This is a genomic window from Oceanimonas sp. MB9 (assembly GCF_011319775.1).
GTDB classification, from domain to species: Bacteria; Pseudomonadota; Gammaproteobacteria; order Enterobacterales; family Aeromonadaceae; genus Oceanimonas; species Oceanimonas doudoroffii.
The window spans coordinates 558447-579632 of sequence record NZ_VFBE01000005.1 but is presented as its reverse complement, the minus strand read 5'-3'; the positions used below and the strand labels follow the sequence as shown (position 1 = coordinate 579632).

General features: G+C 61.6%; 21 protein-coding genes. All 21 read right to left on the bottom strand.

Features of this window, described 5'->3' with window-relative positions; translation table 11 throughout:
* Positions 1-9 precede the first annotated feature (9 nt).
* The 21 genes from OJHNALOF_RS05935 to fliF all read right to left on the bottom strand — a co-directional run bounded on the left by OJHNALOF_RS05935 (position 10) and on the right by fliF (position 21142).
* Entirely contained in the window at positions 10-2010 is a 2001-nt protein-coding gene (locus tag OJHNALOF_RS05935) for a chemotaxis protein CheA (protein ID WP_165661458.1), read from the bottom strand.
* A gap of 9 nt (positions 2011-2019) precedes the next feature.
* Complete coding sequence (locus OJHNALOF_RS05930; RefSeq protein ID WP_165661457.1) at positions 2020-2760, bottom strand: protein phosphatase CheZ; 741 nt, start codon at positions 2758-2760, stop codon at positions 2020-2022.
* Positions 2761-2770: 10 nt separating this feature from the next.
* Positions 2771-3154: a chemotaxis response regulator CheY gene (cheY, locus tag OJHNALOF_RS05925; RefSeq protein WP_094200012.1), complete on the bottom strand. Its 384-nt coding sequence runs from the start codon at positions 3152-3154 to the stop codon at positions 2771-2773.
* A gap of 126 nt (positions 3155-3280) precedes the next feature.
* On the bottom strand, positions 3281-3997 hold the full coding sequence (locus OJHNALOF_RS05920; protein ID WP_206063571.1) for an RNA polymerase sigma factor FliA: 717 nt from the start codon (positions 3995-3997) through the stop codon (positions 3281-3283).
* Positions 3987-4829 carry a MinD/ParA family protein gene (locus OJHNALOF_RS05915; protein WP_206063570.1) on the bottom strand — a complete coding sequence of 281 codons (843 nt, stop codon included), beginning with the start codon at positions 4827-4829 and terminating at the stop codon, positions 3987-3989. Before OJHNALOF_RS05915 ends, OJHNALOF_RS05920 begins: the two co-directional genes overlap by 11 nt.
* 34 nt (positions 4830-4863) lie before the next feature.
* A complete protein-coding gene (gene flhF / locus OJHNALOF_RS05910) occupies positions 4864-6231 on the bottom strand; it encodes a flagellar biosynthesis protein FlhF (protein ID WP_165661455.1) in 1368 nt (455 codons plus the stop codon).
* 14 nt (positions 6232-6245) lie between these two features.
* A complete protein-coding gene (flhA, locus tag OJHNALOF_RS05905; protein ID WP_165661454.1) occupies positions 6246-8348 on the bottom strand; it encodes a flagellar biosynthesis protein FlhA in 2103 nt (700 codons plus the stop codon).
* 138 nt (positions 8349-8486) lie between these two features.
* Positions 8487-9620 carry a flagellar biosynthesis protein FlhB gene (flhB, locus tag OJHNALOF_RS05900; RefSeq protein ID WP_165661453.1) on the bottom strand — a complete coding sequence of 378 codons (1134 nt, stop codon included), beginning with the start codon at positions 9618-9620 and terminating at the stop codon, positions 8487-8489.
* Between the two features lies 1 nt (position 9621).
* The gene (fliR, locus tag OJHNALOF_RS05895; RefSeq protein WP_094200017.1) at positions 9622-10410 is read right to left on the bottom strand and encodes a flagellar biosynthetic protein FliR; all 789 of its coding nucleotides are present in this window, start codon (positions 10408-10410) and stop codon (positions 9622-9624) included.
* A 162-nt stretch (positions 10411-10572) separates the two neighbouring features.
* A complete protein-coding gene (fliQ, locus tag OJHNALOF_RS05890) occupies positions 10573-10842 on the bottom strand; it encodes a flagellar biosynthesis protein FliQ (RefSeq protein WP_165661452.1) in 270 nt (89 codons plus the stop codon).
* Positions 10842-11588, bottom strand: a complete 747-nt coding sequence (fliP, locus tag OJHNALOF_RS05885; RefSeq protein ID WP_094200576.1) for a flagellar type III secretion system pore protein FliP — start codon at positions 11586-11588, stop codon at positions 10842-10844. Before fliP ends, fliQ begins: the two co-directional genes overlap by 1 nt.
* Positions 11575-11940, bottom strand: coding sequence for a flagellar biosynthetic protein FliO (gene fliO, locus OJHNALOF_RS05880; RefSeq protein ID WP_165661451.1), 366 nt, complete (start codon positions 11938-11940; stop codon positions 11575-11577). Before fliO ends, fliP begins: the two co-directional genes overlap by 14 nt.
* Positions 11937-12335, bottom strand: coding sequence for a flagellar motor switch protein FliN (gene fliN / locus OJHNALOF_RS05875; RefSeq protein WP_165661450.1), 399 nt, complete (start codon positions 12333-12335; stop codon positions 11937-11939). The genes fliO and fliN overlap by 4 nt, the downstream gene beginning before the upstream one ends.
* On the bottom strand, positions 12335-13390 hold the full coding sequence (gene fliM / locus OJHNALOF_RS05870; protein ID WP_094200021.1) for a flagellar motor switch protein FliM: 1056 nt from the start codon (positions 13388-13390) through the stop codon (positions 12335-12337). Before fliM ends, fliN begins: the two co-directional genes overlap by 1 nt.
* 7 nt (positions 13391-13397) lie before the next feature.
* The gene (locus OJHNALOF_RS05865) at positions 13398-13877 is read right to left on the bottom strand and encodes a flagellar basal body-associated FliL family protein (RefSeq protein WP_094200022.1); all 480 of its coding nucleotides are present in this window, start codon (positions 13875-13877) and stop codon (positions 13398-13400) included.
* Between the two features lie 29 nt (positions 13878-13906).
* On the bottom strand, positions 13907-15793 hold the full coding sequence (locus tag OJHNALOF_RS05860) for a flagellar hook-length control protein FliK (RefSeq protein ID WP_165661449.1): 1887 nt from the start codon (positions 15791-15793) through the stop codon (positions 13907-13909).
* Positions 15794-15904: 111 nt separating this feature from the next.
* Positions 15905-16342 carry a flagellar export protein FliJ gene (gene fliJ, locus OJHNALOF_RS05855; protein ID WP_094200024.1) on the bottom strand — a complete coding sequence of 146 codons (438 nt, stop codon included), beginning with the start codon at positions 16340-16342 and terminating at the stop codon, positions 15905-15907.
* Complete coding sequence (gene fliI, locus OJHNALOF_RS05850; RefSeq protein ID WP_165661448.1) at positions 16342-17673, bottom strand: flagellar protein export ATPase FliI; 1332 nt, start codon at positions 17671-17673, stop codon at positions 16342-16344. The genes fliJ and fliI overlap by 1 nt, the downstream gene beginning before the upstream one ends.
* Positions 17660-18469, bottom strand: coding sequence for a flagellar assembly protein FliH (gene fliH / locus OJHNALOF_RS05845; RefSeq protein ID WP_165661447.1), 810 nt, complete (start codon positions 18467-18469; stop codon positions 17660-17662). The genes fliI and fliH overlap by 14 nt, the downstream gene beginning before the upstream one ends.
* Positions 18466-19509 carry a flagellar motor switch protein FliG gene (gene fliG, locus OJHNALOF_RS05840; RefSeq protein ID WP_094200027.1) on the bottom strand — a complete coding sequence of 348 codons (1044 nt, stop codon included), beginning with the start codon at positions 19507-19509 and terminating at the stop codon, positions 18466-18468. Before fliG ends, fliH begins: the two co-directional genes overlap by 4 nt.
* Positions 19502-21142, bottom strand: coding sequence for a flagellar basal-body MS-ring/collar protein FliF (gene fliF / locus OJHNALOF_RS05835; RefSeq protein WP_240919670.1), 1641 nt, complete (start codon positions 21140-21142; stop codon positions 19502-19504). The genes fliG and fliF overlap by 8 nt, the downstream gene beginning before the upstream one ends.
* Between the last annotated feature and the right edge of the window lie 44 nt (positions 21143-21186).

Below are 21186 nucleotides of genomic sequence, written 5' to 3'. Positions count from 1 at the left end.
GTTATGGCGTCAGGCGTAGCGACGCGCGTAGGCCTTGATCAGGCCGGCAATGTCCAGGATCAGGGCGATGCCACCGTCACTGGTAATGGTGGCGCCGGCCATGCCGGGGGTACCGTGCAGCAGCTGATCCAGTGGTTTGATCACCACCTCTTCCTGGCCGATGAGGCCGTCCACCACAAAACCCACCTGCTGGTTGCCGATCATCACGATCACCACGTGTCCCTTTTGCTTGCGCTCGCGCCGAGCGCCCCGCAGCAGCCAGTCCTGCAGATAAAACAGTGGAATGGCCTTGTTGCGCACCACCACGGTGAGCTGGCCGTCCACCATGCTGGTTTTGGTCAGATCCAGGTGGAAGATTTCATTGACGTTGGTCAGCGGCAGGGCAAAGGTCTGACTGCCCACCACCACCATCAGGGTCGGCAGAATCGCCAGGGTCAGCGGCACCTTGATCTGCAGCCGGGTACCCTTGCCTTTTTCCGAGTCGATAAAGATGGAGCCGTTGACCGAGGTTATGCCGGTCTTGACCACGTCCATGCCCACGCCCCGGCCGGACACATCGGTGATTTCACTCTTGGTGGAAAAACCCGGGGCAAAAATCAGGTTGTAGGCCTCGTTGTCGCTCATGCGGGCGGCACCGTCGGCGTCGAGAATGCCCCGCTGCATGGCGATGCCCTTGAGTTTTTCCGGATCCATGCCGGCACCGTCGTCTTCAATGCCGAGCAGAATATGATCGCCTTCCTGGGATGCGGTCAGGCGAATGATGCCCTTGCGCGGCTTGCCGGCGGCTTCTCGTTGTTCGGGCGCTTCAATGCCGTGATCGCAGGAATTGCGCACCAAATGCACCAGGGGATCGGCCAGGGCCTCGACCAGGTTCTTGTCGAGATCGGTCTCTTCGCCGGACATTTCCAGCTCGATCTCCTTGTTCAGGCTGCGGGCCAGATCCCGTACCACTCGCGGAAAACGGCCAAACACCTTCTTGATGGGCTGCATGCGGGTCTTCATCACCGCCCCCTGCAGATCTCCGGTGACCGCATCCAAATTGGTGACCGCCTTGGTGATATCCTCGTTTTCGTGACCCGACTGCAGGCTGAGCAGACGGTTACGCACCAGCACCAGCTCACCCACCATGTTCATGATGCTGTCCAGGGTTCTGGTATCGACTCGCACCGTGGTGTCGGCGGGAGGCGGTTGATGGGCCGCGGCCTTGGGAGCCGGCTCCGGCCGCGCCGCCGGGGCGGCTGGGGCGACGGCAGGTTCGACCCCGGCCGCCCCGGTCGGGCCCTTGCCGGCCCCGTGCAGTTGATCGAGCAGGGCCTCGAATTCGCCGTCGTCGATCAGATCGTCGTCCTGTCCAAGGGGTCCGGCCGCCTCGGTATGAGCCGGTTCGTCCTCGGCCGCAGGCGGCGTTTGAGGCAGGCCACCGTGTTTGCCGGCCCCATGCAGTTGATCGAGCAGGGCTTCAAACTCGTCATCGGTAATGTCGTCATGGTCGGCCTCGCTCTGGGGCTGGCTCAGCTCGTCCAGCATGCGCTGATATTCCTGCTCACCGAGGCCGTCGATGCCTTTCGCCACCGGTGCCGGCTCGGCTGTGTTGGACTGAGGCGGGGTTTCGCCCGGCTGTTCGGGCCCGCAATAAAACTCCAGCTCCTCAAGCAGGACCGGATTCGCCGGGGTCGGCTCCTGGCGGCTCTGAATTTCGCTGAACATGCCGTTGACCGTATCCAACGCCCGCAGAATCACATCCATCAGCTCCGAGGTAACACGGCGCTGGCCGGTTCGCAGAATGTCGAACACGTTTTCGGCCTTGTGGCAGGTATCCACCAGGGCGGTCAGCGACAGAAAACCGGCGCCTCCCTTGACGGTGTGAAAACCGCGAAAAATGGCGTTGAGCAGATCCTTGTCGTCGGGCCGGCGCTCCAGGGTCACCAGCTGCTCCGACAGCTGCTCAAGGATCTCCGATGCTTCCACCAGAAAGTCCTGCAGAATATCCTCGTCTACCTCAAAGCCCATGCTTGCTCCTTAAAATCCCAGGCTGGACAGCAGATCATCCACTTCGTCCTGATCCGAGACCACGTCATTGCGCTGCTCTTTATTGATGATGGGGCCTTCCGCCTCAATGGCCGAGGCGCTGCCGGTGACGGTGGCGGGCTCGACACCGGGCAGGCGACCAAACACCGACAAAATTTCCACCAGCTTGGCTTCCACTTCCTGCACCAGCTTGATCACTCGGCGAATCACCTGACCGGTTAGATCCTGGTAATCCTGGGCCATCAGGATCTCGGTAAGCAACTGGCGCAGTCTGTCGGCATCCTGCTCGGAATCCCGGAGAAAGTCGTCCAGTTGATGACAAAGTTCCTTGAACTTGTTGAGTTCCAGCTGCCGTTGCATCAGCCCGCGCCAGCCCGGCATCACCTGCTGAATACGATCGTTTAGCCGGTCTGCAATGGGCAGGCTGGCCTCAACCGCATCCATGGTACGATTGGCCGCCTTGTCGGTCATGTCGATGACATAATTGAGCCGTTCCCGAGCATCAGGAATATCGGTCTGCGCCAGCTCCGGCAGCCGAGGATCGGTACGAAACTCCTGCAGGGCGTCGTGCAGCTGACGGGTCAGCTGGCCCACCTGGTCCAGCAGCGCATCTGCGTGCGGCATGCAGACATCGGTCATCAGCCGGTCGGCGCCGGCCTGATCGCCCCGCTCCAGCAGCGCCACCAGCTCTCTGGCCTGCTCCAGACTGATGAGTCCTTGTTGTTGTGTCATGGCAATGCCCTTATCCGATGCGCTCAAAAACCTTCTCGAGTTTTTCCTTGAGAGTGGCGGCGGTAAAGGGCTTGACCACGTAACCGTTCACGCCGGCCTGCGCGGCGGTGATGATTTGCTCGCGCTTGGCTTCGGCGGTCACCATCAGCACCGGCAGGTGTCTGAGCTTGTCGTCGGCGCGAATGGCCCTGAGCAGATCAATGCCCTGCATGCCGGGCATGTTCCAGTCGGTCACCACAAAGTCAAAATCCCCACTCTTGAGCATGGGCAAAGCCGTGGTGCCGTCGTCCGCCTCGTGGGTATTGTTAAAGCCCAGATCCCTGAGCAAATTTTTTATAATCCTGCGCATGGTGGAAAAATCATCCACGATGAGGATTTTCATGTTTTTGTCCAACCGATTCCTCCTGTCCGCTGAGCCAATCAGCGCTGACCATGAAAACGTGCCACCGGGTTAAATCGGCAGCCGCGCCGGCTTCTTGAGCCGAATATCAGGTTTTTACGCCGAAAGCCGCGAAAAATGTCATTGTTGCCAATCTTTTAAGCGGGAACGAAGCCGCAGCATGGCCTGACTGTGGATCTGGCTCACCCTCGACTCGGAAACCGACAGGATCTCCCCGATTTCCCGCAAGTTCAGTTCTTCATCGTAATAAAGCGACAGCACCAGGGCTTCCCGCTCCGGCAGTGTTTTAATGCCGTCGGCGAGGGCGCGCTGAAACCGGTCTCTGGCCATACCGGCAAAGGGGCTGCCGGTATGTACGGCCGGATCGGCCTGGTATTCCACTCCCTGCTCAAATTCATCCATTTCCAGCAGCTTGCCGTGATTTACGTCGGCCAGCATGGTGTGATACTGGGTCAGCGACACCCCCAGCTCGTCGGCGATTTCCCGATCCTGGGCCGGGCGGCCCTCACGGCGCTGAATGGCATGCATGGCCTCGGCAATCTGGCGACCGTTGCGGTGCACCGAACGCGGCACCCAGTCGCCCCGGCGAATTTCATCCAGCATGGCGCCACGAATGCGAATGCCAGCAAAGGTCTCAAAACTGGCGCCCTTGGACGCATCAAAGCTTTTCGCCGCCTCCAGCAGCCCCACCATGCCCGACTGCACCAGATCGTCGAGCTGAACGCTGTCGGGCAGGCGCGCCAGCAAATGCTGGGCAATGCGCCGCACCAGGGCGGCGTGCCGCTCCACCAGGCCCTGGCTGTTGTGCCGGGCGTAGGCCTGCGCCTTAATCACCATGGGCATCCTGCTCAGCCACCGGATTGGCGAGCAGCCTCTCTACAAAAAATTGCAGGTGTCCCTGGGCCCGGTGCGGTGTGGGCCAGGTCAGGGCCTTGGTGGCCAGGGCACGAATGGCGATGGCCGACGGCGCCTTGGGGTACTGGTTCACCACCAGGGTCTGGCGCCGCACCGCCATGCGCAGGTTACCGTCAAAGGGAATGCAGGACACCAGTTCCAGGGAGGCGTCGAGAAACTTGTCGGTAACCCGGGTCAGCTTGGCGAACAGCTCCATGCCTTCTCGCTGGCTGCGCACCATGTTGGCCACAATCTTGAAACGGAAGACACCGTGCTCCCGGGACAACAGCTTGATCAGCGCATAGGCGTCGGTGATCGAGGTGGGCTCGTCGCACACCACCACCAGCACCTCCTGGGACGCCCGGGAAAAACTGAGCACCATGTCGGAAATGCCGGCGGCGGTGTCCACCAGCAGCACATCCACCGGGGTGCGCATCTCGCTGAAGGCCCGAATCAGGCTGACATGCTCCAGGGGTGACAGCTCGGTCATCGACTGGTTGCCGGAAGTGGCGGGAATAATGCGAATGCCCTGTGGACCCTCCACCATGATGTCGTCGAGGCTGCACTCTCCCCGCAACACATGGGACAGGTTGCGCCGCACGCGAATGCCCAGCAGCACATCCACGTTGGCCAGCCCCAGATCCGCATCCAGCACCATTACCCGCTTGCCCTGTGCCGCCATGGCCGAGGCCAGATTGAGGGTGATATTGGTCTTGCCCACCCCGCCCTTGCCCCCGGTGACGGCGATCACCTGCACTCTGTTCATTTTGCTCATAAGCCGCAGTCCGCTTGCCTGGTCCTGAAACCAATTAGTCATAGAAACGCGCATCCTCATCGTCTGCGTCGGAAGCGGCCCAGTAGTAGGGCTCTTCCTGCTGCTGTTCCACTCGGCCCAGGGCCTGGCGAACCAGCTCCTCGGCCTTGGCCAGACGCAGGTCTTCCGGCACCCGCTGACCGTCGGTGACATAACTGATGGGCAGGCTGTTCTGAATGCTGATGTCGAGCACGTCGCCCAGCGACAGGCTTTCGTCCAGCTTGGTCATAATGCAGCCGGCCAGGGGAATGCGGCGAAAATGCTCCACCGCCTCCTGCAGCACCCGGCGCTGGGCGGTGGCCGGCAGCACCAGGTAATTACGAATACGAATCTGGCGATCCCCCACCAGGGTGTCGAGTTGCTCGTTGAGGCGCATGTCCCGCTGGCCCATGCCGGCGGTGTCAATCAGCACCAGACGGCGATGACGCAGCTGATACAGGGCCTGCGCCAACTCTTCGTAGGTGCGCGCCTGCTTGACCGCCACGCCCATGATTCGGCCATAGGTCTGCAGTTGCTCGTGGGCGCCGATGCGATAGTGATCCGTGGTGATCAACGCCAGCTGATCGGCACCATGACGGGCGGCAAACCGCGCCGCCAGTTTGGCGATGGTGGTGGTTTTGCCCACCCCGGTGGGACCGAGCAGGGCCACGGCACCGCCCTGGCGCATGATTTCGTCTTCGCCGGTCACCAGCAGCTCGTTGAGCGCCGCTTCAATCTGGGTCCAGGCCTCGTGGGGGGCGGCGCTTTCGTGTACCCGCATGGCCAGCATGTCGGCAAAGCCGTCGCTGAAGCCCAGCTGCCTGAGCTGCTTGATCACCATGGCCCGCACCGGCTCGCGCCGCTCCACTTCCTGCCACATCAGCCCCGACACCTGGTGCTCCAGCAGCCGGCGAATGCTGGCAATTTCCTGGCGCATGGCGTTCAGCTCCTTGTCTTTGGAACTTTCCTTTTGACGGCTGTCACGGCTGCCCTTGCCACCGCCGGCAAACAGTGACGACGGCCGGTTGAGCACCGGCTCCCGGCGCTTCTCGGGCTGGCCCCAGTCCACCTGTTCGGCCAGGGTTTTGGGGGAAGGGTCGCGTTTGCCCCGGCTGAGCAGGGCCTGCAGGGAGTCGGCCTGCTGCTGACTACTGAGCGGCGGTACAAACTGACGGGCCTGCGACGAAATTCTGACATTGTCGTCGGACAAGGCGCGGGGGGGGCTGTCCACCGGCGCTCCGTCGTCGTCATCCACGGCGGCGACGATTTCAATGCCGCCCGAGACCTTCTTGTTGGACATGATCACCGCATCGGGCCCGAGCACTTCCTTGACTTCGGCCAGGGCGGCCCGCATGTCCTTGGCAAAAAACCGTTTAATCTTCATTCAGTCTCCCCCCGCTACTGCTGTCCGACCGAGGCTACGATGCGGATCTGACGATCGTCCGGCACTTCCTGATAAGACAGCACCCGCAGACTGGGAATGGTATGTTTCACAAAGCGCGCCAGGGTGGTACGCAACATGCCCGAGGTCAGCAATATCGCCGGCTGACCTTCCAGCTCCTGGTTGGCGGCGGCCTGGGACAGGGACTGCTGCATGCGCTCCGCCAGTCCCGGCTCTATGCCGCTCCCTTGTGCGCCACCGGCCTGCAAAGAGTTTTGCAAAATCTGTTCCAACTCTGGCGCCAGGGTGATGACCGGCAGTTCCCGCTCGGTGCCGGCAATCTCCTGCACCAGGAACCGCCGCAGGGCGATTCGGCAGGCGGCGGTCAGCACTTCAGGATCCTGACTCTTGGGGGCGTACTCGGTCAGGGTCTGCAGTATGGTGCGCATGTCACGAATGGACACGCCTTCGTTCAGCAGGCTCTGCAGCACCTTGGTGACCAGGGCCAGACTCAGGGTATTGGGCACCAGGCCTTCCACCAGCTTGGGCTGACTGCGACCTATCTGATCGATCAGGTTCTGCACTTCTTCATGACCCAGCAGTACGGCGGCGCTGTTGGTCAGCAGCTGGCTGAGATGGGTCGCCACCACGGTCGCGGCATCCACCACGGTGTAACCCAGGCTCTGGGCGTGCTCTATCTGATCCCGGGCAATCCAGGTGGCTTCCAGGCCAAAGGCCGGATCCCGAGTATCGATGCCCTGCAGAGGGCCGAACACCTGGCCCGGGTTGATGGCCAGCTCCCGCTCGGGATAGATGTCGGCGAGCCCCGAGCTGACCCCCATCAGGGTGATCTGATACTGGTTGGGGCCCAGCTCCAGGTTGTCGCGAATGTGCACGGCGGGAATGAGAAAGCCCAACTCCTGGGACAACTTCTTGCGTACCCCCTTGATACGACTGAGCAGCTCGCCGCCCTGGGACACATCCACCAGGCTGATCAGCCGGTAGCCCACTTCCAGGCCGATGGTATCCACCTGCACCACGTCGTCCCAGCTCAACTCGCGGCTTTCGCTGCCGCCGGCCACCGCCGGCGGCTGGGCCGCGGCTTCCTGCTGTTGCTGTGCACGCTCGCCCTGGCGCTTGTGCATCCACCAGGCACCAAAGGCAGACAACCCACCCAGCAGTAAGAAGGCAAAATGGGGCATGCCCGGCACCAGCCCCATGGCGATCAGAATGCCGGCGGCGATGGCAAGGGAGCGCGGGTTGTCAAAAAGCTGACCCAGCATGGCCTGGCCCATGTCTTCCCGCGTGTTTTGCCGCGTCACGATAATGGCGGCGGCAATGGACAACAGCAACGAGGGGATCTGCGCCACCAGGCCATCACCTATGGTGAGCAGGGTATAAACCCGGGCGGCATCGCCAAAGGACAGCTGGTGCTGGGCCATGCCGATAATGAAACCGCCGATGATATTGATAAAGAGGATCATGATGCCGGCAATGGCATCCCCCTTAACGAATTTTGACGCACCGTCCATGGAGCCGTAGAAGTCCGCCTCCCGCGTGACCTCTTCCCGGCGGGTACGGGCTTCATCCTGATTGATCAGGCCGGCGTTGAGATCGGCATCGATGGCCATCTGTTTGCCGGGCATGGCATCCAGGGTAAAACGGGCACTCACTTCGGAAATACGTCCGGCGCCCTTGGTCACCACCGCGAAGTTGATGATCATCAGGATCAGAAAAACGATAAGGCCGACCGCATAGTTGCCGCCGATCACCACGGAGCCAAAGGCCTCGATCACGTTACCGGCGGCATTGCCGCCCTGGTGACCTTCCAGCAGCACCACGCGAGTGGACGCCACGTTCAGTGCCAGCCTGAGCAGGGTGGCCACCAGCAGCACGGTGGGAAAGGCGGCAAAGTCGAGGGGGCGCTGGGTGTAAACCGCCACCAGCAGTACCACCAGGGCCAGGGAGATATTGAAGGAAAACAGCACATCCAGCATCAGGGCCGGAATGGGCAACACCACCATGGCGAGCGCCGCCAGCACCAGCAGCGGCGTACCCATGCCCTTGTTGACCCACCTGGACCACTGTTTTGCCTGTGAAAGCCTCGCCCTTAACTCCATGACACTCGCTGACGTTCAAAAATCATGGTGGTTGACATGCAAAAAACAAACCAACTTAAATCAACAGCCAGAGGGGGAGATGTCATGGACTGAAGCCACAGGAGTCTCGCTTCCTTGTGGCTTCAGCCTTGCGGTGCTTTATACCCGGTACTCATCAGGGATGGGCAAATCGTCCTTGAGCGGTACCGGCTTGTTGCCCTGCCCCTTGCGCCAGGCGTTAAGCTGGAACACATAGGCCAGGATCTGGGCCACGGCCACAAACAGGCCATCGGGAATTTCCCGATCGAGCTTGGTGGAGAAGTACACCGCCCGGGCCAGGGCCGGCGACGAAATCACCGGCACCTGATACTCCCGGGCCACTTCCCGAATCTTGAGGGCGACTTCATCCAGCCCCTTGGCCACCACCACGGGGGCCGCACCGGGCTTGTCCTTGTCATAACGCAGGGCCACCGAGAAATGGGTCGGGTTGACCACCACCACGTCGGCGGTGGGCACTTCGGCCATCATGCGGCGATTGGCCATTTCCTGCTGCAGCCGGCGAATACGGCTTTTCACCTCGGGTTTGCCCTCGGTGTTCTTGTATTCGTCCTTGACCTCCTGCAGCGTCATTTTCAGCTGACGAGTGTGGTTCCACACCTGAAAGGGCACATCGATGGCGACGATGGGCAACAGCGCCAGGCACAGTGCCAGTCCCATCCACAGCAACAGCTCCAGGGCGTCCTTCATGGCCAGGTTCAGGGTTTCGCCGCTGAGGCGCAGAATATGGTCGAACTGGCTCCACAGCAGCCAGATCGCGATGGTGGCAATAAACACCACCTTGGCAATGGACTTCAGCAGCTCGACCAGCGCCTGTACGCCAAACATGCGCTTGAGGCCGTTCACCGGGCTGAGACGACTGAATTTTGGCATCATTGCCTGGGTGCTGAAGTTAAAGCCCCCTAGCAGGCTGTTGCCCACCAGGGCCGCCACCAGCACCACGGCAAACATGCCCAGTAACGGCCACATCAGCCCGCCAATGGCCTCGGCCAGCGCCGGCATCATGGTAGCCGGATCGAAAATGGCCGCCCGCTCCAGCCGAAAACTCTGCTCAAACACCATGGACAACGCCGCCCCGAGCGCATCCCCCAGCATCAGCAGGGCGGCGGCGGCACTGAGCAGCACCGCCGCCGTGCCCAGCTCCTTGGAACGGGGAATCTGGCCTTTTTCCCGCGCCTGCCGAAGGCGCTGCTCCGTGGGCTGTTCCGTTCTTTCCTGGCCGTCCGACTCTGCCATGTCAGCCTCCCTCGCAGGTCAGTCTCAGGGTGTCACACATCACCTGCTGCATGCGCAGCCATTGATTTTCGAAATGATCCATAAAGCCGCCCAGGGTCAGCCACATGATAAACAGGCCGCATACCATGCTGATGGCAAAGCCCACGCTGAAGATATTGAGCTGGGGGGCGGCCCGGGTCATGACCCCGAAACTGAAGTTGATCAGCAGCATGGCCACGATGGCCGACAGCGACATGGCCACCGCCGCCTGAAACAACAGTGTCAGCAAACCGGCGAGGTTCTGCCAGTCGCCGACCGTCAGCCCACTGACGGCCACCGGCACCGAGGTAAAGCTGAGCACAATGGCCTCGATCATCACCAGGTGGCCATCAAGACCGAGAAACAGCAGGGTGCCCAGCATCAGGTAAAGCTGACCCACCACCGGCGCCGACTGACCATTCAGGGGATCGACCATGGAGGCAAACCCCAGGCTAGTCTGCATGGCAATAATCTGGCCGGCGGTGACGAAGGTCTGCAGCAGGAACTGGGACAGCAGGCCAATAACGGCGCCGATCAGCACCTGCTGAACGGTGATCAGAAAGCCTGCCATCGAAAACAGTTCCACCGCCGGCATCGGCGGCAGCACCGGCGCCACCGCCAGGGTCATGGCCACCGCCAGCAGCAGCCGGGTATAAACCGGCGTAAGGTTGGCACCAAACATCACCATGGTCATCATCAACCCGGCAATGCGGCACAAGGGCCAGAGGTAGGAGGCCAGCCATTGCATCAGCTCGGCGGTGGTATAACTCAAGCAAACTCCTTAAAACATAGCTGGAAGCTTTAAGCCGAAAGCTGGAAGCAGCCCGAGTGGGTGGCAAGACTTCAGTTACAACCTTATTTGTGAGGCAAACTCGGTTCCCGCAAACAATTGGGGTTGTCTTCCAGCTTTCGGCTTAAAGCTTCCAGTGATGTCTTACCCGATAACCTGAGAGATCTGGCCGACCAGCTCGTGAAAATAATCAATCAGCATGCCAAACCCCCAATGGGCGCCCACGGCCAGGGCGCCCAGGGTCACCAGCAGGCGGGGCAGAAAACTCAGGGTCTGCTCGTTGATGGAGGTGGCGGCCTGAAAGATGGACACCAGCAGCCCCACCGCCAGGCTCGGAAAAATGACCGCCGACACCAGTACCGTGACCAGCCAGAGGGCGCTGCGGAACAGATCGACGAAGGTTTCCGGGCTCATTACGGGGCTCCCAGTCCAAAGCTGGTGGCGAGGGTACCCATGATCAGGTTCCAGCCGTCCACCAGCACAAACAGCATCAGCTTGAACGGCAGCGAGATCAGCATGGGCGACAGCATCATCATGCCCATCGCCATCAGTATGCTGGCCACCACCAAATCAATCACCAGAAACGGCAAAAACAGCATGAAGCCTATCTGAAAGGCGGTTTTCAGCTCGCTGGTAACAAAGGCCGGAATCAGCACGCGCAGCGGCACCTCGGCCTCGCTGTCCACTTGCACATCAGCAATATTGAGAAAGGTGTCCAGATCCTTGACCCGAGTCTGGGCCAGCATAAAATCGCGCATGGGCTGCTCGGCCCGGGCCAGGGCTTCTTTCGAGCCGATCTCTTCCGCCAGATAGGGCTGCAGGGCCTCGTTGTTGACCCGATCCAGCACCGGTGACATGATGAAAAACGACAAAAACAGGCTGATGCCGATCAGCACCTGATTGGACGGACTCTGCTGCAGTCCTAGGGCCTGACGCAAAATCGACAGCACCACAATAATGCGGGTAAAGGACGTCATCATGATGACCACCGCCGGCAGAAACGACAGCGCCGTCATCAGCGCCAGTACCTGCAGGGTCAGGCTGTATTCCTGGCTACCGTCCGGGTTGGTGGTCACCGTTACCGCCGACATGCCCTGCTGGGCTAGGGCGGGGGTGGCACACAGCAACAACAGCGGCAGCCAGCGGTTAATGCGGCTCATGCTGCCCACCCGTCAATTTCCTGCCGGCCTGAGGCTCCGCCAGTGGGTGATCCAGCTTGCCCAGCCGGTTGATGTTCTGGGGGGTGATGCCCAGCAGCCACTGCTCCTCGCCCACCTGCACCACCACCAGTTTCTCCTTGTGGCCCAGGGCCAGGCTGGTTACCACCCTGAGCTGGCGATTGCCGCCCAGCGCCGGTAATTTAAGCCGCCGCACCGCCCAGCCCAAAACCAGCAGCAGGCCAATGACCAGCGCCGACGACAGCGCCCATGAAGTCCACTGAATGTCGGGACCGCCCTGAGCGTAAAGAGGGGCACTGGTGGCCAGTAGCAGGTAAACCGGTAACTGCCTCATTTGAGCTTTTTGATCCTTTCGGTCTGGCTGATCACGTCGGTCAGGCGAATGCCGAACTTGTCATTCACCACCACCACCTCACCGTGGGCGATCAGAGTGCCGTTGACCATGACGTCAAGGGGTTCCCCCGCCAGCCGGTCCAGCTCCACCACTGAGCCTTGATTGAGCTGCAGCAGGTTGCGAATGCTGATCTGGCTGCGACCCACTTCCATGGAAATGGTCACCGGAATATCCAGTATGGTGTCTAGCTTGCGCCGCTCCTCCTGAGTGATGGGGGCCTGGCCATCATTGCTGAAGTCGTCCAGCTCGGCCTTTTTCACCTCCCCTTCCTGCTCCGCCATGGCGTCGCCCCAGATATCATCCAGCTCATTTTGATCGTTCTGCTCGTCGCTCATTATGCGTCCTCAATGGTTCTTTCCAGTTCTTCCAGCTCGGCCTCGCCGTCAATGCGCACCCCACGGCGGGTGACTTCATGCAGTTCGGTCTTGACGGTTTCGGGGCGTTTTATCTTTTCGGTAATGCGAATCGCCATTTTTTCCTGAGAACGGCCCAGCTGGGCGCGAAAGGTGGGCAGGTCTTCCACCGACACCAGCAGGTGCTCGGGCATGTTGATGGGAATAATATCGCCGGCCTTCCAGTCCATGATGTCGCGCAGGCTCACCTGCTTTTCCAGCAGGCGGGTCGCCATGTCCACTTCCACATCGAGAATTTCATCCCGCAGGGCCTTGCCCCAGCGCAGATCGTTTTCTCCCTTGTCGCTCTGCACCCCGGCGTCGAGCAACTCGCGAATGGGCTCCAGCATGCCGTAAGGCAGGGTCACATGAAAGTCACCGCCGCCGCCGTCAAGGTCGATATGAAAGGAACTCACCACCACCACCTCGGTGGGGCTGACGATATTGGCCATGGTGGGGTTCACCTCGGAGTCCAGGTACTCGAACCCCACGTCCATCACCGGCGCCCAGGCTTCTTTATAGTCTTCAAACACCAGCTTCAACAGCAACTGAATCACTCGACGCTCGGTGGGGGTGAACTCCCGCCCTTCGATCTTGGCGTGGCGGCCATCGCCGCCGAAGAAGTTGTCCACCAGAATAAACACCAGCCGGGCTTCCATGGTGACCAGGCCAATGCCCTTGAGCGGTCGAAAGCGCACCATGTTCAGGCTGGTGGGCAAAAACAGCGAATGCACATATTCGCCATACTTGATCACCTGCACACCATTGATGGATACCTCGGCGGTGCGCCGCATCATGTTGAACAAACTGATGCGCATATGGCGGGCAAAGCGCTCGTTCACCATTTCCAGGGTCGGCATGCGCCCGCGCACAATGCGATCCTGGGACGAGAAGTCAAAGGACGCCACGCCCCCTTCGGAGCCGACTTCCTCTTCTTCGACGTCGTCTACCCCGTGCAGCAGGGCATCGATTTCATCCTGAGATAACAGATCGCTCACAAGTCACCTATTGCATCACTATGCTGGTAAACAACACTCGCTCGAACAGCCGCTTTTCCAGCACCTCGGCGGTGGCGTGGTTCAGCTCGTCGAGCGCCTCTTTTCGCAATGCCTGCTTGCTGGCCGCGGTAAGGTAATTGTCGGCGCTCTGACGGCTGAACACGTCAAGCAGGGTGCTTTCCAGCAGGGGCAAATGTTGTTTGGCCAGCTCGGCGTTGGCCATGCCCCTGACCATCAGCTGGGCTTCAACCTGTACCAGCCGATCCCGAGTGCCACCGGGTACACTGAATACAAAGGGCTGGGTCAGACTCACATACATGGCCTGATTGGCGGCAGGATCCGGCTCGGTACTGGCGACCGGCTCGGCCGGCGTCATCAGCAGCCAGGCCGCGGCCCCGCCACCGCCGGCCAGTACCACCAGCAGCACTATCCAGATCAGCTTGCGTTTATACCATGCCACCTTGGGAATGGTGAGGTTTTCTGCCATGCTCTGCCCTTATATATAAACCATTGATATCATGCAAAAAAATCAATTCTGCCATCGTTGAAAAAGGTGTTCGCCCCGCGGGAGCCATAGGCCGCCTGGTCTTCACTCGGCCCCTGCTCAAACGGGGATGGATTATGCCCCCTTTCCCGACCGGTTGCATCCTGCCCCGAGGCCCCGTTCTGGGCGCCGCCCTGCTGGCCGGCAAAACCGCCCACCTGCCCCTGGCCGAGCTGAATACCCTGCTGGCCCAGCATGTCTCTGAGTCTCGGCATGGCCTGCTCCAGCAGTTCCCGGGCCTGAGGATGCTGCGCCTGGATATGCATGCTGAGCTCGCCCTGCTCAAACCTGAGCTGAATGCGCATGCCGCCCAGCTCGGACGGATTCAGACGAATGTCTGCCTGTTGCAAATCCTGATTCACCATCACCTGCACCTGTTGGCTCAGCTGGCGGGCATTCTGCTCCGGTGAGGCCTGGTGCAGGTTGAGCATGCGTTCCCCCTGGGGCTGAGGCACGCGCTCTGGTGCCGGGGCGGCGTCCCGTGTGGCTGCCGTCGTCGTCACCAACTGTGGATCGCTGACGCCGGCGGCCGGCCGGGTCACGGCATCACCGGCTGTTCCCTGAGCAACCAGAGAAGTACTGGCCGGTCGCTCGCTGAGCGGCAGTTCCTCGTCGCCCTCGGAACCCTCTATTGTCCCGGCGCTGAGATCAATGGCCGCCTGCTCGTCGCCGTCATTCGATTTGAGGGCAATCTCGGCATCCCCCTTGACGCCGGGCTCCGTCGCCTGGCCTTGTTGGGTCTGCTGCCAGCGACGACCGTGCTCGATCTGGGCCAGCCAGTCGGGCGTGGCCGTCCTTTCCTGCCGAACCGAAGCAACATCCTGCCTGGGCGCAATCGGCGGCTCTGCCTCCGTCTCCCCCGTCATGTCCGGCCCCTCGCCGGCCACAGTATTCACCGGGACGGGCGAAGAAGCTCGCGCAGTTTCAGCCTGCTCTGGTGCTAACGGGGAGGCGCGGCCGGCCTGTTCAGCCGCCGATGGCTGAGCACCTGAATCACGGATGTCTGAAGGCTGTTTCGGTAATGCCTCCGCCCCGGCGTCGTCGGCCCCAACCGGGGGCGCCACCTGAGCAGGCTGGTCACCGGCCTTGCCGCTGGAAGAAATCGTGGTAGTAGCGCGTTCGCTTTCACCGGTCATACCGGCATGAAGGGCGGCAGCGGGAATTCCTTTGTCGCCCGGCCCCGCCGTTTCCGCCTTGGCGGCCACAGGGGGCGGATTACCACTCGGCGGCTCTTTGGGCTGCGCCTGGGTGGAATGCTGCCCTGGAGAGGAGGCCTTTACTGCAGCCTGTTGAGCCGTTACAAAGGATTCGTTTGCCGCCGAACTGCCGGTTTTTGCCGGTTTCACATCCGGTTCGGCGCTATCTGCCGAGGCGTGATCGTCCTGCCGGACGGCCTGAGCAACCGGCTGAGCGGGCTCCCTGCGGCCCTGACGCAGTGATTCGGCATGCGCTTCCAGCAGGTCGGCGGCTGCCGTTGCCGCCTCCGGCAGCGGCTTGCCGCCCACTGCCGCCGCGGTGGAAGGGATCTCCTCGGCCGGCACTGCGGAAACGGCATCGCCAGCCGCGAAGCCTTCCTTGGTATCGCCCGGACTTGAGTCGGTCCCGTCACTCTCGGCCGCTTCGTTGGTTGTTGCATCGACCGTTGACAATTTATTGGCGCCGGACTCAGTGGATTCAGCCATAACCCGGTCTTCGCCACTGTCCGCCCCCGGAACGGCCGGCATGCCCTTGTCGCCGGTTTCGGCGCCGGCCTTGCTCAGCAGTTCGGAAAAACCGGATGGCTTTCCCGCCTCGCCCGGCTGCAAAGCGGCCCTTGACGAATTCATGCCGCCGAACAGGGCGGGAATGACTGTGGTCATGCTGATCCCCTGATTGTCGCTGTGGCCGGTGCGGCCTCGATACTGTTACTTCAAAAAAGCAATTTATGTACCAACTTTAATAACGCGTAAGCGAGGGCGTGAGTATGAGCACTAGAGCGGCTTGCGGTGAAAGCGGTAGATGGCGAGGTTGTCGAGCATTTTCTGCTCCTGGCGGGCGGCTTCCTGCTGCTTGCGTTCGGCCTCACGAGCCAGCAACTTTTCAATGGCCTGCTTGCGGGTACGTACCGCCAGCCAGGCATTACGGCTTTGTTCCAGCTCGTCCCGGGCTTGTTGCAGGCCCTGCTGCTGCTGCTGCTGGGCGATTTCCAGCTTGTCGATAAAACCGCGAAAGTGGCCAAACTGATGGGCTTCCAGGCCGCTTCGGCCCCGTTGCTGAAAGGTCTGTACATACTGACGCTGATACTGGCTCAGGGTCTGCAGCTGCTGCTCCATGCGTTGCAGTTGCAGCTGGGCGACGTTCATCTCGGCCGCCGCCTTGCGCTCTTCGCCGTCGAGCTGTTCAAGCAGCAGGTTCAGGGCCCGGCTCATCAGCCGGCCCTCAGCAGCGGCATGGTCACCACTTCCAGCTCTTTCAGGCTGTCATCAAGGCCAATGACGTCTGTCATGCCCTGGGTCAGAAAGCGGTCGAGCCGGGGCCGAATGGTGATGGCCATGTCGAGCCGGGGATCGGCGCCACTCTTGTAGGCACCGAGGTTGATCAGGTCGTGATTCTGCTGATAGAGGGCGTAGGCCTGTTTCAGTGCTCGGGCCTGTTGCTGGTGCTCAGGAGTGGTGACCGCCGTCATTACCCGACTGATGGACTTTTCAATGTCGATGGCGGGGTAATGGCCGCTGTCGGCCAGCTGCCGCGACAGCACAATATGGCCGTCGAGAATGGCCCGGGCCGCATCGGCAATGGGATCCTGCAGATCATCCCCTTCCGTCAGCACGGTAAAAAAGGCGGTGATGCTGCCCTGCCCCTCGGCACCGTTGCCGGCCCGCTCCACCAGCGCCGGCAATTTGGCAAACACCGACGGCGGATAGCCCTTGCTGGCCGGCGGCTCGCCCACCGCCAGGGCAATCTCCCGCTGAGCCTGGGCATAGCGGGTCAGGGAGTCCATCAGCAGCAACACATTCAGCCCCTGATCCCGATAATATTCCGCCAGGGTCAGGGCGGTCTCGCAGCCCTTGAGCCGCATCAGCGGCGAGGCGTCGGCGGGGGCCGCCACCACCACGGCCCGGGCCCGGCCCTCATTCCCCAGAATGACGTCGATAAATTCCTTCACCTCCCGGCCCCGCTCGCCGATAAGCCCCACCACCACCACGTCGGCCCGGGCTCCCCGGGTCATCATGCCGAGCAGCACGCTCTTGCCCACGCCGGAGCCGGCAAACAGCCCCATGCGCTGGCCCTGCCCCACGGTCAGCACCGAGTTGATGGCACGAACCCCCACATCCATGGGCGCATCGATGGGTTTGCGCGCCATGGGATTGAGGGGGCGGGAGACAAAGTCGGCGGTGGTGGAAGTATGTATCGGCCCCTGTCCGTCCAGGGGCTGGCCCACGCCGTCGATCACCCGGCCCAGCAGTGCCATGCCCACCGGCACACCCGCGCCGTCACCTGCCGGCGTGACCCGGGCTCCGGGGATCACTCCCTTTAGGGACTCACTCGGCATCAGGTAGAGCTTGTCATCGGCGAACCCGACCACTTCCGCATCCATCTCGCCAAACTGGGTCTGCACTCGGCACTGGCTGCCCACGGCGGCGGTGCACCCCACCGCTTCCAGGGTCAGCCCCACCACTCGGGTCAACTTGCCGCTGGCGGCCAGGGGCGGCGCCAGGCCGGCGCACTGATAAGCGGTCAGACGCTCAGCCAGCGTCATGGAAACGGCTCCAGTTAGCCTTGATGAAATTGGCCATGAGCGCATCAATGCGTTGTGCCAGGTTCACATCCAACTGCGACAGGGGGGTGATAATTTTCAGCTCGCCCCGAGTCAGACCCGGCTCGGCAATAAATTCCCATCCCCGTTTTGCCCGGGCGTCCTGATCGTAATGGGCCTCCAGCATCACCAGATCTTCGGCATGCAGGTAAAAGGTCAGCGGGCCATTCTGGGCCGGCAACGCCTTCAAGGCCTCCTGTACCGTGGCCAGCAGCAACTGCGGGGACGCACTGGCCTCGGACTTTAGCAGGTTGCGGGCGAGCTCCATGGCCAGGGTCACCAGGCTTTGCTCCACGGTGTGATCAATTTCCGACAGGGGGGCCTGCAGCTGCTCCACCAGGCTGCTCCAGTGTTCCAGCTGCTGCGCCACCTGTTTTCGGCCTTCGGCCAGTCCCTGCTCCAGCCCCTGTTGCAGGCCGGTCTGAAGGCCTTCCTCCATGCCCTGCAGGCGCCCCTCTTCCCGGCCTTCGGCAACCCCCTGAGCCTTGCCTTCGGCATGGCCTTCCTCAAAGGCGGCCTGACGAATGCTTTCCAGGGCCTCGGCGGTAAGGGGTTCGGGCGCCGGCTGCTCGGGGGCAGCCGGCACGGCCTCCCTGGGCTCGGGCTCGGCCCGCAGCCGCAGGGCGGCGCTGCGCATCTGCTGACGCTTGCGCTCAATCTCAAGCTCCGGCCACTGCCAGGCACTGTTGTCCTGAGCGTCGGCCTGAGTGCGATCTTCGGTGTGCTCCGGGTTACTCATACGTAATCATCCCCGCCGCCCTTGGACAACATCAGCTCGCCGCTGTCGGACAGCCGGCGGGCGATGGCGAGGATCTCGCGCTGGGCGGTTTCCACATCGCTGACCCGTACCGGTCCCATGGCTTCCAGATCTTCCTGCAGCATGTCGGCCGCCCGTTTGGACATGTTGCCCAGAAACTTTTCCTTGAGCTGATCGTCGGCGCCCTTGAGCGCCCGTTGCAGCAGATCGGCATCCACTTCCCGCAACAATACCTGAATGCCCCTGTCGTCCACGTCGATCAGGTTTTCGAACACGAACATCAGATCCTGAATCTTCATGCTCATTTCCTCGTCCTGCTCGCGAATGGAGTCCATCAGCGCACCTTCCACCGAGGTGTCGAGGTAGTTCATGATGTCGGCCGCGGTCTTCAGGCCACCCATCTTGGCCGCCTTGGCGTTGCTCTTGCCGACAAATTGTTTTTCCATGATGTCGTTAAGCTCCTGCAGCGCCGCCGGCTGCACTTCTTCCAGCTCGGCAATACGCATGACCAGATCCAGCCGCATGGGCTCGGGAAACTGCTGCAGAATGGCCGCCGCCTGATCCGCGTCCAGATACGACAGCACTATGGTCTGAATTTGCGGGTGTTCATTATGAATAATGCCGGCCACCTGTCGGGCATCCATCCACTTGAGTGAGTCGAGGCCACGGGAGCCGGCGCCGGCGGCGATCTGGTTAACCAACCTGCCCGCCTTGTCTTCACCCAGGGCCGCCACCAGGGCGTTGCGCACAAAGTCCTGGCTGCCCACGCCTATCTTGGTAAAGCGCTGAATGTCTTCAATAAACAAGCGGTGCACGGCGTTGACCCGATCGGGGCTGAAATCTCCCAGGGCGGCCATTTTCATGCCGAGGCGCTGCACCTGCTTGGGATCCAGGTGGCGAAAGATTTGTGCCGCGTCTTCTTCACGCAGGCTCAGCATCAGCAGGGCCGCCCTTTCGGTGCCCGTCATGCGGGACAGCAGCTGGCGCTGCTCGTCGGTAATTACCAGCCCATCATCACTCATCGCTCTGCACCCAGTCTTTGATTACCTGCGCCGCCAGATCCGGCTCGTTACCCACCAGGGCGCGCACCGCAGCCAGCAGATCTTCGTCCTTATTGAGGTTGGGCAGCTTGAGCTGGCCGTCCTTGATGCCAAACATGCCATCTTCCAGCTCAGCCTGTTGCGACAGCAGGCTGAGCTCATCGCTGCCGGCCAGGGCACTCTGGCTGTCGAGATCCACCTCTTCGCCTTTATCATCCATATTGAGCAGCCGTTTCACCATGGGCCGCACCAGCGCCAGCAGCAACACCACCAGCACCAGCACGGCACCGACAATGCGAGCCAGTCGCCAGAACCAGGACTGCTCATAGAAGGGCACTCCGGCCACCGCCTCCAGATCGGGGCGATTGAAGGACATGCTTACCACCTCAATGGCATCACCCCGGCTAACGTCAAAACCCAGGCCGCCTTTAAGCAGTCGCTCGATACGGGCCAGCTCGGGAGCCTCAAGGGGTACCCGCTCCAGGCTGCCGTCGGCCTGGGTCACCGTTTTGTAGTCCACCGCCACGGACACCGTCAGCCGGCGAATATCGCCCACGGCGTTCTCGGTGTGGCGAATGGTGGTGTCCAGCTCAAAATTACGGGTGGCCTCACGACGGTTGCGCTCGGTGGCGCTCTGCTCTGCGGCCTGGCCGGCTTCCTCGGGTATATCCGCATCCATCGGCGGCTGGTTGGTCAGGGCACCGGGAATGCCGATGGCGCCACGGCCACTGGTGTTATCTTCCATCACCATTTCCGAGCGAACCGCGGGCATGTCGGGGTTGTAGGTCTTGACCGTTTGCTGCTGCCGACGAAAGTCCAGTCGCAGATCTACCTCCGCCGTGTAGTTGCCAAGCCCCAGCACCGGACTGAGAATGGCGTCAATCTTCTGGCGGTATTCCGCTTCCTGCTTTTGCTGCAGCTCAAACTCACGCCGTGTGCGGGCAGACATGGGATCCTGGGAGCCGGAATTGAGCAGGCGGCCGTTCTGATCGGTGACCGTGACCCGGCCCGGGGTAAGATCCGGCACCGCCGATGCCACGGTATCCACAATGGCGTCCACTTCTTCCTGGCGCAGGGCACCGCCCCGGCGCAGGTTGAGTACCACGGTGGCGCTGGGTTTGCGCTTGTCGCGCACGAAAACGTTTTCTCTGGGAATGGCCAGCAACACCTGAGCCGAGGACACACTGTTATATTGCTCGATCACCCGGGCCAGCTGACGCTCTCGGCTGAGATTGAGACGCTCCCGCTCCAGCCGTTGACTGATGCCAAAGCCGGGATCGGAAAGCAGTATGCTGTCGCCTTCGGGAGGCGCCTGGGTCAGGCCGGAACGACGCAGTCCCAGTTGAATGTCGGCGTATTGATCCGCGCGCACCAAGACGCTGTTGCCGTCAATCGCGTATTCCACCTTCTGGGCGTCCAGGTAATCGAGGGTTTCGATCAGTTCCTGGTTGCCGTATACCCCCAGCGGCCGCATTTCGGGCTCCTTGCCCCACAGCAGCACAAACACCGCCATGGCCAAGCAGATGGCCAGGGCCAGCACAATCACGATCTGGCGCAGCACGTCGGTGTTGCCCAGCAAGGCAAAGGGCGTACTCTTACGCTCTTCCGCCTCCATGGAGGCCCCCTCGGTATTGGCCGGAAGCGTGTTTTTGTCGGTTT